At 66.4% G+C, this 12845-nt stretch carries 12 protein-coding genes; 8 read left to right on the top strand and 4 right to left on the bottom strand.

Going from position 1 to position 12845, the window contains the following annotated elements; translation table 11 throughout:
• Positions 1 to 46 precede the first annotated feature (46 nt).
• From mihF to BLT71_RS11740, 6 genes are all read left to right on the top strand, one after another.
• Positions 47 to 364, top strand: coding sequence for an integration host factor, actinobacterial type (mihF, locus tag BLT71_RS11765; RefSeq protein ID WP_091720424.1), 318 nt, complete (start codon positions 47 to 49; stop codon positions 362 to 364).
• Positions 365 to 416: 52 nt separating this feature from the next.
• The gene (gmk, locus tag BLT71_RS11760; RefSeq protein ID WP_091720422.1) at positions 417 to 1010 is read left to right on the top strand and encodes a guanylate kinase; all 594 of its coding nucleotides are present in this window, start codon (positions 417 to 419) and stop codon (positions 1008 to 1010) included.
• A 15-nt stretch (positions 1011 to 1025) separates the two neighbouring features.
• Complete coding sequence (rpoZ, locus tag BLT71_RS11755; protein WP_003800778.1) at positions 1026 to 1286, top strand: DNA-directed RNA polymerase subunit omega; 261 nt, start codon at positions 1026 to 1028, stop codon at positions 1284 to 1286.
• Positions 1287 to 1322: 36 nt separating this feature from the next.
• Positions 1323 to 2570 carry a bifunctional phosphopantothenoylcysteine decarboxylase/phosphopantothenate--cysteine ligase CoaBC gene (gene coaBC / locus BLT71_RS11750; protein ID WP_091720419.1) on the top strand — a complete coding sequence of 416 codons (1248 nt, stop codon included), beginning with the start codon at positions 1323 to 1325 and terminating at the stop codon, positions 2568 to 2570.
• Between the two features lie 87 nt (positions 2571 to 2657).
• Positions 2658 to 3893, top strand: a complete 1236-nt coding sequence (metK, locus tag BLT71_RS11745) for a methionine adenosyltransferase (RefSeq protein ID WP_091720416.1) — start codon at positions 2658 to 2660, stop codon at positions 3891 to 3893.
• Positions 3894 to 3999: 106 nt separating this feature from the next.
• A complete protein-coding gene (locus BLT71_RS11740; protein ID WP_091720413.1) occupies positions 4000 to 6126 on the top strand; it encodes a primosomal protein N' in 2127 nt (708 codons plus the stop codon).
• Positions 6127 to 6153: 27 nt separating this feature from the next.
• Here the strand turns inward: BLT71_RS11740 and BLT71_RS11735 are convergent, their stop codons facing one another.
• Genes BLT71_RS11735 through BLT71_RS11720 form a run of 4 tightly spaced genes read right to left on the bottom strand, consistent with a single transcriptional unit; the run spans position 6154 to position 10025 of the window.
• On the bottom strand, positions 6154 to 7230 hold the full coding sequence (locus BLT71_RS11735) for a glycosyltransferase family 4 protein (protein WP_091720411.1): 1077 nt from the start codon (positions 7228 to 7230) through the stop codon (positions 6154 to 6156).
• A complete protein-coding gene (locus BLT71_RS11730; protein ID WP_091720409.1) occupies positions 7227 to 8156 on the bottom strand; it encodes an alpha/beta fold hydrolase in 930 nt (309 codons plus the stop codon). The genes BLT71_RS11735 and BLT71_RS11730 overlap by 4 nt, the downstream gene beginning before the upstream one ends.
• A gap of 8 nt (positions 8157 to 8164) precedes the next feature.
• Positions 8165 to 9040 carry an aldo/keto reductase gene (locus BLT71_RS11725; RefSeq protein WP_091720407.1) on the bottom strand — a complete coding sequence of 292 codons (876 nt, stop codon included), beginning with the start codon at positions 9038 to 9040 and terminating at the stop codon, positions 8165 to 8167.
• 10 nt (positions 9041 to 9050) lie between these two features.
• Entirely contained in the window at positions 9051 to 10025 is a 975-nt protein-coding gene (locus BLT71_RS11720) for a sugar-binding transcriptional regulator (protein WP_056079935.1), read from the bottom strand.
• 100 nt (positions 10026 to 10125) lie between these two features.
• Between BLT71_RS11720 and BLT71_RS11715 the strand changes: the two genes are divergently transcribed.
• On the top strand, positions 10126 to 11976 hold the full coding sequence (locus BLT71_RS11715) for a glycerol-3-phosphate dehydrogenase/oxidase (RefSeq protein ID WP_231994279.1): 1851 nt from the start codon (positions 10126 to 10128) through the stop codon (positions 11974 to 11976).
• A 90-nt stretch (positions 11977 to 12066) separates the two neighbouring features.
• Complete coding sequence (locus BLT71_RS11710; RefSeq protein ID WP_091720402.1) at positions 12067 to 12816, top strand: MIP/aquaporin family protein; 750 nt, start codon at positions 12067 to 12069, stop codon at positions 12814 to 12816.
• Positions 12817 to 12845: the final 29 nt, after the last annotated feature.

Here is a 12845-nt window from a genome sequence, read left to right as displayed (position 1 = left end):
GGCGGCCGCCCTTGGATAAATTCCGCCGATTCCGGGGGTATGCGCCATGGTACTGCGACCGTTATCCGCGTCGGAACGGGCCGAGGCCCTGGGCAAGGCGGCAGCCGCACGGGCAGCCCGGGCTGCCGCCAAGGAAAGCCTCAAGAACGGCACACGGTCCGCAGCCGACATCATCGACTCGGCCGCCGCCGACGACGCCCTGGCGAGGATGCGGGTGTCCGAACTCCTCGAAGCGCTGCCGGGCATTGGCAAGGTGCGGGCGGCCGCCATCATGGAACAACTGGGCATTGCCGCGTCCCGCCGCGTCCGGGGCCTCGGCGTTCACCAGCGGCGGGCGCTGGTAGATTTTATAGACGAACATTAGGGCCGGCCGGCGCCGGCCCACCCGAAACCCCCAAACCTCGGCAAAGGAATACGTGAGCAAGAAACCCGGACTGACAGTCCTCGCAGGTCCGACAGCTGTTGGCAAAGGCACCGTATCCACCTACATCCGCGACAATTACCCCGAGGTCTGGCTCTCCGTCTCAGCCACCACCCGCGCCCCCCGACCGGGTGAGGTGGACGGCGTGCACTACTTCTTCAAGTCCACGGAGGAGTTTGAACGGCTCATCGCGGAGGGTGAACTCCTGGAGTGGGCAGTAGTGCACGGCCAAAACACCTACGGCACGTTGAAGAGGACCGTCAACGAGGCCATTGAGGATGGGCGTTCCGTCCTTCTGGAAATCGACCTCCAGGGTGCGCGGCAGGTCAAGGAAGCCGTTCCGGACGCCAAATTCGTGTTCCTCGCCCCGCCCACCTGGGACGAAATGGTGCGCCGGCTCGTGGGCCGCGGCACAGAAACCCCCGAAGAACAGCAGCGCCGACTGGAAACCGCTAAACTGGAACTTGCTGCTGAACCGGAGTTCGACCACACCGTCATCAATGACGACGTCCGCCGGGCAGCGGACGAGCTTGTTTCACTCATGGGGCTGACCCCTCATGCACACCTGCAGGAACCGTCAGCCCGCTAGAATTTTGGAGAATTCGTGTCCACGAACCTTGAAGGCATCATCAACCCGCCGATCGACTCGCTGCTCGAAGCAGCCGACTCCAAGTACGGCCTGGTGATCTTCGGTGCCAAGCGCGCTCGTCAGATCAACGCCTACTACGCCCAGCTGCACGAGGGACTCTTCGAGTACGTCGGCCCCCTGGTAGACACCAAGCTGAACGAGAAGTCCCTCTCGATCGCCCTGCGCGAGATCAACGAGGGCAAGCTGGTATCCACACCGATCGAAGCCGCAGAGTAACAATCTGCCGCATGACGTGCTGCTGACGGAGGTCACGTGCGCATAGTCCTCGGAGTCGGGGGAGGGATAGCCGCCTACAAGGTGGCATCGCTCCTCCGGCTTTTTACTGAAGCCGGCCACCATGTCACGGTCATCCCCACGGAGGCGGCAACCCGCTTCGTCGGGACCGCCACCTGGGAGGCCCTCTCCGGCAACCCCGTGAGCAACAGCGTCTTCGACGACGTCCACCAGGTCAACCACGTCCGGCTGGGCCACGAGGCAGACCTCGTGGTTATCGCCCCGGCCACGGCCGACCTCCTGGCCAAAGCAGCCACGGGCCAGGCAGGGGACCTCCTCACCAACACGCTGCTGATGGCCCACGGCCCTGTTCTTTTCGCGCCCGCCATGCACACCGAGATGTGGCAGCACCCCGCAACCCGGGCCAACGTGGAAACACTCCGCGGCCGCGGTGCGGCGGTACTGGAACCGGCCTCCGGCAGGCTCACAGGCTCGGATTCCGGGCCGGGACGGCTGCCCGAACCTGACGCCATCTTCGACGCCGCCATGGCACTGGTCCACGGGCAAACCGATTTCCAGCTTCCGCTGGCCGGCAAGACCGTCACCATCAGCGCCGGCGGAACACGCGAACCACTGGATCCCGTCCGCTTCCTGGGCAACCGGTCCTCCGGCAAGCAGGGCGTCGCCCTGGCCGTCGCCGCCCGGAACGCCGGGGCAACCGTCCGGCTTTTGGCAGCGCACATGGAAGTTCCGCCGCCCCCCGGCGTCGAGGTGGTCAACGTCGAAACTGCCCTGCAGTTGCGCGAGGCCGCGCTGGCAGCCGCCGCTGATTCCGACGTCGTCATCATGTCCGCCGCCGTGGCAGACTTCCGCCCTGCGGAAATCTCGGACACAAAAATCAAGAAACGCGACGACACTGCAGATCCCGTCATCACCCTGGTCCGCAACCCGGACATCCTGCAAGAGCTCGTCGAGCGCCGCAACCAGGGCGTCACCGGTCTTGCAGCGGACGGCCAGCTCATTGTGGGCTTCGCTGCCGAAACGGGCGACCAGCACGGGGACGTCCGTGCCTACGCGGAGGCCAAACTCCAGCGCAAGGGCTGCGACCTGCTGGTGGTCAACCATGTCGGCTCGGACAAGGTCTTCGGCAAGGACACCAATTCGGTGGTCATCCTGGCCCGTTCCGGCTCCGAACCCCAAGAGGCGTCCGGCACCAAGGCAGACGTTTCCGCGGCCATCATCAGCCGCATCGGCTTCGAACTGAACCAGGTGTCGCCCCGGGCGTGACGTGTTTAGTACCACGTTTGCTTAGTACCGTGACATCCCGCGACGTCTGCCGACGGCCGCGCGTGATCCAACCAGTAAGGTAGTTGAGTGACTTTACCGCTGCACCTTCACCAGACCTCCGGGGCTACGCCCTCGTCCCTTCGGCTCTTCACCTCGGAGTCCGTCACCGAAGGCCACCCGGACAAGATCTGCGACCAGATCAGTGACGCCATCCTGGACGCCCTCCTTGCGGCCGATCCGGAGTCGCGCGTAGCCGTGGAAACCATGGCCACCACCGGGCTGGTGCACGTGGCCGGCGAAGTCACCACAGACGCCTACGTGGAGATCCCGCAGATTGTCCGGGAGACCATCCTTGGCATCGGCTACGACTCGTCCGCCAACGGCTTCGACGGCGCACGCTGTGGAGTGTCGGTGTCCATCGGGCAGCAGTCCAATGACATCGCCGGCGGAGTGTTCAATTCCCTCGAGGCCCGTGAAGGACGCCAGGAGGACGACTACGACCTCCAGGGCGCCGGCGACCAGGGCCTGATGTTCGGGTATGCGAGCGACGAAACGCCGTCCTACATGCCCACCCCCATCTGGCTGGCGCACCGGCTGTCCGAACGCCTCACGGAAGTCCGCAAATCCGGCGAACTTGCTTACCTGCGCCCCGATGGCAAGACCCAGGTCACGGTAGGTTACGACCACGACAGGCCTGTGTCTGTTGAAACCGTGGTGATCTCGAGCCAGCACGCTGAGGGCGCCAGCCTGGAGCAGCTCCGGGCCGACCTCGCTTCCGTCGTCATCAAACCAGTCCTCGCCGCAGCGAACCTCGACATTTCCCGGGCGGCCAACATCCTCAACCCCGCCGGCGAATTCGTCATCGGCGGTCCCGTGGGTGACGCCGGCCTGACCGGCCGCAAGATCATCGTCGACACCTATGGCGGCATGGCCCGCCACGGCGGCGGCGCATTCTCCGGCAAGGACCCGTCAAAGGTGGACCGTTCTGCCGCGTACGCCATGCGATGGGTCGCCAAGAACGTCGTGGCCGCCGGACTGGCCAAGCGCGCCGAGATCCAGATCGCGTACGCGATCGGCCAGGCCCGCCCCGTAGGCACCTACGTTGAAACGTTCGGCACCGAGACGGTTGACCCTGCACAGATCAGTGCGGCCATCGCCGAGATCTTCGATCTCCGCCCGCGGGCCATCATCGACGCCCTGGACCTGAAGCGCCCCATCTACGCCAAGACGGCAGCGCACGGACACTTCGGCCGGGACGATCCCGACTTCACCTGGGAACGCCTTGACCGCGTTGAGGACCTGAAGGCCTACTTCAACGCCTAGCCTCCAGGCTGCGGGGGACCGCGCCGCCGTTCACGGGCCGCGCGGATGTCGGTGCCCCGTGGTTGGCTGGCCTTTTCCGCCCGGGAGCTGAACGGAGGTAGCCGCCATGGCCGAAGACTCCGCACAGCCCGCCCTGGATCTTTCCGTCCAGGGCGGCGGGCCCGTCCAGCCCACGCTGCTGCAGGGCTTCCCTGCCAGCACCCAACCAGTCGGCATACCCCTTGCCGAACACCTGCCGGTGGCGCGGGTCATGGTGGAATCATCCCTGCCGCACCTCGACCGCCCCTTCGACTACGCCGTCCCCGCAGCCATGGACGCCGACGCCAAGCCCGGGGTCCGCGTCAAAGTCCCCTTCAACGGCCAACAGCTCAACGGCTTCCTGATGGACAGGCTTTCCGTTTCCGACGCCGGCCACACGCTTGTGCCGTTGGCGAAGGTGGTCTCCCCGGTGCCTGTCCTCATCCCGGCGGTGGCAGAACTCGCCAACGCCGTTGCAGCCCGGTATGCGGGCACCGTCAGCGACGTCCTTCGGCTCGCAGTGCCGCCACGCATGGCCAGGCTGGAAAAGGAATATCTTTCCGGTCCCGAAGAAGCAGTGTCCGTGCCGGCCAGCCGTGAAGCCGAGGGCAGCCCGTCCTTCGGCGCGTGGGCCGGCTACCGCAACGGCATGGCCTTCCTCCGCCACCTCTCCGCCGGCGGATCCCCCCGCGCCGTCATCAACCCGCTGCAAGGCTATGGCCCGTCCGGCTGGCCCCAACTGCTGGCCGAGGCCGTCGCCGCCACCTACGCCGCCGGGCGCGGAGCCGTGGTGGTGGTACCGGACTACCGCGACCTTGACCGGCTGGAGCAGGCTCTCAGGGCACTGATTCCGGTGGAGGCGGTGGCCAGGCTCACCGCCGACGACGGGCCCACACCGCGGTACCGCAGTTTCCTGCGGCTCCTGGCCGGCACTGCCCGGGTTGCCATCGGCACCAGGTCGGCTGCGTTCGCGCCAGTGGCCAACCTGGGCCTGGTGGCTTGCTGGGACGACGGTGACGATCTCCACATTGACCAGCGCGCCCCCTACGCCCACACCCGCGAGGTCCTGCTCCTGCGCGCCGAACAGGAAGGTACGGCCTGCCTCCTTGCCGGCCATGCCCGGAGTACCGAGGTCCAGAGACTGGTTGACGCCGGCTGGGCCCTGCCCGTTGAACCGGACCGGCAGACCATCAGGCGCACGGTACCGCGGGTCCTCAATACCGCAGACAGCTTCGAACAGGAACGCGACCCCCTCGCCCGGATCGCACGCCTGCCCGGTGCCGCGTGGCGGGCCGCCAAGGGAGGGCTCGAACGCGGGCCTGTCCTCATCCAGGTGGCGCGGGCAGGCTACGCGCCGTCACTGGTATGCGAATCCTGCCGCGAACCTGCCCGGTGCGGCAACTGCCAGGGGCCGCTGGCCCTCGGCGGAAGCTCAGCCATACCGCAGTGCCGCTGGTGTTCGACGCCGGCACCGGACTGGCGGTGCGTGCACTGCACCGGGCGGCGGCTTCGCAAGGGCGCCACGGGCGTGCTGCGGACGGCGGAGGAACTGGGGCGCGCCTTCCCCGGCACCACCGTGGTGACATCTTCCGGTGATCATGTGAAGGCCGCAGTAGGCCATGGCAAGGCTCTCGTGGTGGCCACGGTGGGAGCTGAACCGGTGGCCGAGGGAGGCTACGCCGCAGCACTGCTGCTGGACGGCGATTCGTTGTTGCGCCGCGAAACCCTGCGCGCCGGCGAGGACACCGTGCGGCGGTGGTTCAACGCTGCAGCCCTGGTCCGTCCCGCTTCCGAGGGCGGGCTGGCCGTCATCACTGCCGGGGACACAGCTGCGGTGGGTGCGCTGCTGCGCTGGGATCCGGCGGGCTACGCCCAGCGGGAACTGTCGCTGCGGGTAGAACTCCAGCTTCCCCCCGCCGTCCGGATTGCCTCCGTTACAGGCCCGCGGGCCGCCGTCGAACACTTCACCGGGGCAGTCTCGGCAGACCTGGCCGGCTCCGGCATCCTTCTGCGCATGGCAGGTCCAGCCCCGGTGCTGCCGGCCGGACCGCCGGCAGCCGGCCGCTCCGGCGAGGACGTCCGGACCCTGCTGTTCTTCCCCTACGGCCAGGCCGCCGTCGTCGTCCGCGTCCTGCGCGCTACCCGTTCTGCGGTGGCTGCCAAACGGGCCTTCGATCCCTTCCAGCTCCGCCTGGACGGCGTGGACGTCCTCTAACGGAGGCGGCTCCGCGGCGGACGGTTGCTACCGGCGCCGTTTCGCCACGATTTCCCGGGCCGTGTCCATCAGCTGGCGTGCTGATTCATCCCAGGTGAATTCTTTGGCGCGGATAACGGACAGCCGGGAGATCTCCTGCCAGTGCCCGTCATCCTGCAACCGGGCCACGGCCTCCGAGAACTGGGAGGGCGAGGCGGGGTCGACGTAGGTGGCTGCGTCCCCACCCACTTCGCGGAAGATCGGAATGTCGCTGGCGATCACGGGCGTCCCCAAGGCCATGGCTTCCACGAGCGGAAGGCCATAACCTTCGGCGCGGGACAGGCTCACCAGGGCAGTGGCCGTACGCAGGTAGGAGTCGTACTCCGCGTCCGTCACCCCGTTGTGGAAGACCACTGAGGCTCCGGCCGGGACCAGCAGCTCCAGCTCTGCGCGCCGCCCGGGCGTGATCCGGCTCAGCAGGTGCAGGGTGTAGCCGGGCAGGCCGGCCATCCCCGCCAGCATCGTTTCCACGTTCTTGTAGGGCATGAACGAGCCCATGTAGACGATGGTCTTGTCGGCGCCGTCGCCGGGACGGCGCGGTTGCTGCGCAGGCTGGGGCGCGTTGCTGATGATCCGCACCGGACGCCGGGTCAGGCGGTACTTGGCGATCAGCGCCTCAGTGGTCCGGCTGATGGTGGCCACGGTGTCGGCCCGGTTGAGGAGCAGCCGCTGGGGCCAGTAGGCCTTGTGGTACAGCCGCCACAGCAACCGCACGGGCGGGGGGAGGAACCCGGGCGGGGCGGGGTGTTCGTAGTAGATCAGGTCGTGCAGCGTCAGTACCAGCCCGTACTTGCGTCCCCAGGTTCCCATGGTCTGCATGGGACAGACCACCACATCGGCGTTCAGGGGGTTCACCTTGCGCGCAACGAACAGTTCCAGCGGTGAGAGCGGACTGTTGATGAGGGTGTAGGGAACGTCAGGCAGCAAGGCCAGTTGCCGTTTGTCCGAGATCAGCATGCTGACGTCCGCGATCTTCGCCGTGGCCGCGATCAGGCTGGCACCGTAGCGGCTGATGCCGTCGTGGTGGTCGGTCCGGGTAAAACGGGCGTCGATGACGATCTTCACGCGGGGTGGTCCTTCAGGAAGGTTCGGATATGGCGGGCGGCCGGTTCCGGCGTCTCGTAGTGGATCAGGTGCCCGACGCCGGGGATCACTTTGAGTTCGGCGGCAGGCAGGAGCGCCAGGAGTTTGTGCTGGTCCGGCAGAGTGGCGATCTCGTCTTTCTCCCCGGCGATCAGCAGCACGGGAAGTTTGAGGCCGGCCGCCACTTCGCTGACGTGGTGGCTGACCGAGGCCGTGAAGGACTCCAGCAGGCTGTCCCTGTCAGCGAAGGAACTGAAGTAGGCGTGGTGCTGGCCGTGGATGAAGGCGCGGAGCGCCCTGTCTCCGGTCTTTGCCATGGTTTCACTCATGATCCGGACAATCAGCGGGTTGCGGAGCAGCGCCTGGCCGGCCTTGTTGGGGAGCCGGGCGGCGAGGCGGTAGTAGAGGACCGCCAGCCTGGTCATGATTCCCTTGGGGCCCTCAAGGGCCGGGGCGGCGATGGGATTGACCAGGATAAGCGGGTTCACGGCCCCCGGGTGGCGGGCTACAAAGTGCGAGGCGACGATGGACCCGAATGAATGCCCCAGCAGAACCGTGTCCGGCCCGAGGGACAGGGCCTCCATGAACGCCGTGATGAACCGGCCGTACTGTTCCACCGAGTGGGCACCGGACGGGAAAGCCGCGGAACTTCCGAAGCCGGGCAGGTCCGGCATGATGATCCTCATGTCGGGGAGCTCGTCGGCAACCCGCAGGAGTCCGTGGTGGTCACCGCGGAATCCGTGGATGACCAGGATGGTCCGTGTTTCGGGCTGCACCTGCACCGGCTCGTAGGTCCAGTAGGCAACTGCCGCGCCGTCAAGGTCCAGCGTCGAAGCGGTGGTGCGGGCCGCCAGGTCCGCACTGAAGAAGCTGGGCGTGCCGGAGCCGCCCGGGTGTGTTGTGTTCATGCGGGGTCCTAGTTGACGTTGTCCGGGTGGGAGCCGGTGCGGTGACCGCGGTCCAGGCCTGCGAGCGCCGCCATGTCCCGGGATGACAGCTCGAACCCGAAGACATCAAGGTTCTCTCTGATGCGTGCTTCTGAGCTGGCCTTCGGGATGGCGACGTGGCCCAGCTGCATGTGCCAGCGGAGAATGACCTGCGCGGGTGTCCGCCGGTGTTCGGCAGCGCAGGCCTGGATGACGGGGTCGGCCAGGACCTGGCCGCGCCCCAGGGGGCTCCACGCCTCGGTCAGGATGCCGAGTTCCTGGTGCTTGTGGCGGAGCTCCTCCTGCTGGAGCCAGGGGTGGAGTTCGATCTGGTTGACGGCCGGCACCACTTCGGCAGTCTGCAGGAGCCGGTCCAGGTGGACCGGCTGGAAGTTGCTGACGCCAATGGCCCGCACCCTTCCCTCCCGGTACAGCGTTTCGAGGGCACGGTAGGTTTCCGGGAACAGACCCTTGCGCGGGCAGGGCCAGTGGATGAGGTAGAGGTCCACGTAGTCCAGCCCCAGGTTGACCATGGAGTCATCGAAGGCGCGCAGCGCTGCGTCGTAGCCGTGGTGATCGTTCCAGAGTTTCGTGGTGACGAAGATGTCTTCCCGGGAGATCCCCGGAAACAGTTCCCCGGATCCTCCGCTGATTCCCGCGGACGGGGAGCTGAGCTGGGCGCTGAGGCCCCGTGCCACGCCCGTTTCGTTCCCATACATGGCAGCTGTGTCAAAGTGGCGGTAGCCGGCGGCGAGCGCTGCCTGCACCAGCCCTGCGGCGTCGGCAGGGGGCACCTTGTAAAGCCCGAACCCGAGCTGGTTGATCAGCACGCCGTTGTTCAGGCTCAGCCGCGGTGAGGTTTTCATGGTTCCGACTCTACCCATTGCGTGGGGCCAGGCTTTCGAAATCCACCAGGCGGCGCGCGGTGGCCTCGTCCAGGATCAGGTCGGTGGCGAGGTTTGCTGCCAGGGCGCCGCGCAGGCCGTTGATCTTGGACACGCCTGACACCACGCAGATCCTTCTGCGGACCTGCCTGAGCTCGGCCAGGGCAGGGCCCGTTGAGCGTTCGTTCAGGATGATCCCGTCGGAGGAGCCGTCGCTGCGGAAGAACACCGTGGCAACGTCACCCACCACATCAGAGGTGGCCAGGATGTTGAGGTCGGTTTCATCGAGGTAGCCGCCTGCATAGACGTGGCTGGGGTAGTCGGCGTTGACGGAGCCAACACCGAAGATGGCGATGCTCATCTTGGCCTGCAGCTCGAGGATGCGCTGCACGCTGCGTTCATTCCACATGGCGGTTTTGGTGGCGGCATGGTCGAAGAAGGCGGGTACGGGGAACTGTTCCACGCGGGCACCGTAGGCGCTGCCGAACCTGCGCATGATGTCGCTGGCGTAGGTGATGCCTGTGGTGTGCATGTTGCCCGCGCCGTTCAGTTGCACGATGACGCTGTCGTGGGTGATCTTCCTGGTCAGGTGCCGGCTGACGGCGCTCAGGGTGGAGCCCCAGGCCACTCCGATGATGGCGTTGGAGTCCACCAGCGGCCCGATGGTGCGCGCAGCCTGCATGGCCACCCGGTCAAGGGTTTCCGCTTCATTCAGGGTCTCCAGGACAGGGACCACGTGAACGTCCACGTTGAACCGCCTGCGGATCATGCCCTCAAGCTCAGGACCGGTATCGAGCGGGTTACGGATCTGCACCTGCACCAGGCCGGAGTCACGGGCAGCCGAAAGCAGTCGCGAAACCGTGGAACGGGACGTCCGGAGTTCGCGCGCAATCGCATCCATGGTGAGGTCCTGCAGGTAATACATTTGTGCAGCGCGGAGCGCGTCTGCGTGCCGGGAGGCGGCCATTTCAGGTCCTATCTGCACATTTGTGCATAGTGCTTGACTCCATTTTCCATTACTCCAAAGAATGGTGCATACAGCGCCGCATCCACGGCGCGGACGCACCATGCACGCAAAGCCCAAGGGAGTCGTTTTGGGACCCAAGGAACCAACTGTCCAACCATCCGCAGCACCCGCGCCAAAGCCGGCAGCGGAGCGCAATTCCGTCCACAACCTCAGGCTCCGGCCGCACGCGAAAGTGCTGGTGGTCGGCGGAGGCATCAACGGCGTCGGAACCTTCCGGGACCTCGCACTGCAGGGCGTTGACGTAGCCCTCGTGGAACGCGGCGACTACTGCCAGGGCGCCAGCGGAGCGTCGTCCCACATGATCCACGGCGGCATCCGCTACCTGGAAAACGGCGAGTTCCGGCTGGTCCGCGAATCAGTGGTAGAACGCAACAGGCTGCTGCGGATCGCACCCCACTACGTCAAGCCGCTGCAGACCACTATTCCCATCTTCAGCACGTTTTCCGGCATCCTTTCGGCTCCGTTGCGGTTCCTGACGCACAAGCAGCAGGGCAAGCCCAAAGAGCGCGGTGCCTTCCTCATCAAGGTTGGACTCAGCCTCTACGATTCCTTCTCCAGGGACGGCGGCAGTGTCCCGCGGCACCAGTTCCGTGGACACAAGCGCGCCCTCACGGAACTGCCGGACCTTCGGCCCGACATCAAATACGCAGCCACCTACTTTGACGCTTCGGTGCACAACCCCGAGCGCCTCACGCTGGACGTCCTGCAGGACGGCGAGAAGGCCGGCCAGGCGAAGCCGGGGGGAGCCGCCGGCCAGGGAAGCACTGCACGCGCCAGCAACTACCTTTCCCTGCAGTCCGTGACCTCCCGCCCCAATCCCGGTACCGGCAAGGGCGGCACCGTCCGGCTGCGTGACGAGCTGACGGGGGAGGAGTTCGACTTCACCGCCGACGTCATCGTGAACACCACCGGCGCCTGGGTGGACCTGACCAACGAAGCCATGGGGACCACCTCGTCGTTCATGGGCGGCACCAAGGGTTCCCACATTGTGCTCGACTCTCCCGAACTGCTCGCCGCATGCCGGGGCCGGGAAATCTTCTTCGAACACACTGACGGCCGGATCGTCCTCATCTACCCGATGGGGGACCGGGTCCTGGTCGGTACCACCGACGTTGACGCCGACATGTCACAGGACGCCGTCTGCACCGATGAGGAAATCGACTACTTCTTCGACCTCGTGGGGCATGTGTTCCCGAGGATCCCGGTCACGCGCAACCAGATTGTCTACACCTTCTCGGGTGTGCGTCCGCTGCCCAGGCATGATGCCACCCAGCCGGGCTTCGTCTCCCGTGACTACCGCATCGAAGCGCGCCGCCCGGCACCCACGGGGACCGGCGCCGTCGTACTCAGCCTGGTAGGCGGCAAATGGACCACCTTCCGTGCCCTTGCCGAACACCTCACCAACGATGTCCTGGCAGAGCTCGGCATGCACCGCAAAGTCTCGACAGCGCAGCTGCCCATTGGCGGCGGCGCCGGGTTCCCGGCGGACGACGCCGGAGTGCAGCGGTGGCTCAAGGCCCATATGGGCCACGGCCGGGACGCGGACCGCACCGCAGGTCTCCTGACCAGGTACGGCACCCGCGCAGAAGCGGTGATCGAATACCTCGACGCCGGTCCGGACCGGCTCCTGCACTCGACCCGCGAACTGAGCGTCCGCGAACTGGAGTTCATGGCAGCCCACGAACAGGTGGGGCACCTGGTGGATGTGCTGATCAGGCGCACCTCCCTTGCTTTCCGGGGACTGGTGACCGGCGAACTCCTGAACGAGGTGGCAGACATCCTGTCCGTTCCGCTGCAGTGGGACGCTGCCGCCCGGAGCGCCGAGATCAGCCACGCCCAGGAAGTCCTGCAGCGGCTGCACAGAGTGGAAACACACAGCCTGGTCGCTTAGGCCGGGCTGCCAGCCGGGACGAAACACCGTCCCGGCCCGACGGCCCTTCAACCCGCGAAGGGCCAACAACAAAATAAAGAGGAGTCAAAGATGTCTCTTGGAATTGTGTTCTTATCCGAGGTGTTCGGAACGGCGATGCTCACCCTGCTGGGCTGCGGCGTTGTTGCCAACGTCGCCCTGCGGGGAACGAAAGGCAACAGCGGCGGGTTCCTGATGGTCACCTGGGGATGGGGTATCGCCGTATTCTGCGGCGTGTTCGTCGCCGCAAAGTCGGGGGCGCACCTGAACCCGGCCGTGACCGTGGGCCTGCTCATTAACGGGAAGGCCGAGTACGCTCCCGGCGTCGCCGTGGACGTAGCGTCGACACTGACCTACTTCGCCGGTGAAATGCTGGGCGCCTTCCTTGGCGCTGTGGTCTGCTGGCTCGCCTACAAGCAGCACTTCGACACGGAAGAGGCCGCTGCCAGCAAACTCGGCGTTTTCTCCACCGGCCCCGCCCTCCGCTCCACCCCCTGGAACCTGGTCACCGAGATCATCGGCACGTTCGTGCTCGTGTTCGTCATCCTTACCCTGGGTGGCACCCCCTCGGGCCTCGGGCCGCTGGCTGTCGCACTGCTCGTCGTAGGCATCGGCGTCTCGCTGGGTGGACCCACCGGCTACGCCATCAACCCCGCCCGTGACCTTGGTCCCCGCATCGCCCACGCCCTGCTTCCCATCCGGGGCAAGGGTTCCAGCGACTGGGGCTACTCCTGGATTCCGGTGGTCGGTCCCCTGGTAGGCGGTGCCCTCGGTGGCATCGTGGCACGGATCGCCCCCATCATCATCACTGCCGCTTCCTGAACAGCTGATTCAACCCATCCACCAACCAG

The sequence above is a fragment of the Pseudarthrobacter equi genome (assembly GCF_900105535.1).
GTDB classification, from domain to species: domain Bacteria; phylum Actinomycetota; class Actinomycetes; order Actinomycetales; family Micrococcaceae; genus Arthrobacter; species Arthrobacter equi.
Note: the sequence above shows the minus strand (reverse complement) of the source record. Positions and strands in the feature narration are given on the sequence as shown.

Bases quoted from the DNA above. Each gene is read 5' to 3' on its own strand.
- BLT71_RS11730 (WP_091720409.1), bottom strand. From the start codon at position 8,156: ATGAACACAACACACCCGGGCGGCTCCGGCACGCCCAGCTTCTTCAGT.
- BLT71_RS11720 (WP_056079935.1), bottom strand. From the start codon at position 10,025: ATGGCCGCCTCCCGGCACGCAGACGCGCTCCGCGCTGCACAAATGTAT.
- BLT71_RS11725 (WP_091720407.1), bottom strand. From the start codon at position 9,040: ATGAAAACCTCACCGCGGCTGAGCCTGAACAACGGCGTGCTGATCAAC.
- BLT71_RS11710 (WP_091720402.1), top strand. From the start codon at position 12,067: ATGTCTCTTGGAATTGTGTTCTTATCCGAGGTGTTCGGAACGGCGATG.
- BLT71_RS11715 (WP_231994279.1), top strand. From the start codon at position 10,126: ATGCACGCAAAGCCCAAGGGAGTCGTTTTGGGACCCAAGGAACCAACT.
- mihF (WP_091720424.1), top strand. From the start codon at position 47: ATGGTACTGCGACCGTTATCCGCGTCGGAACGGGCCGAGGCCCTGGGC.
- BLT71_RS11740 (WP_091720413.1), top strand. From the start codon at position 4,000: ATGGCCGAAGACTCCGCACAGCCCGCCCTGGATCTTTCCGTCCAGGGC.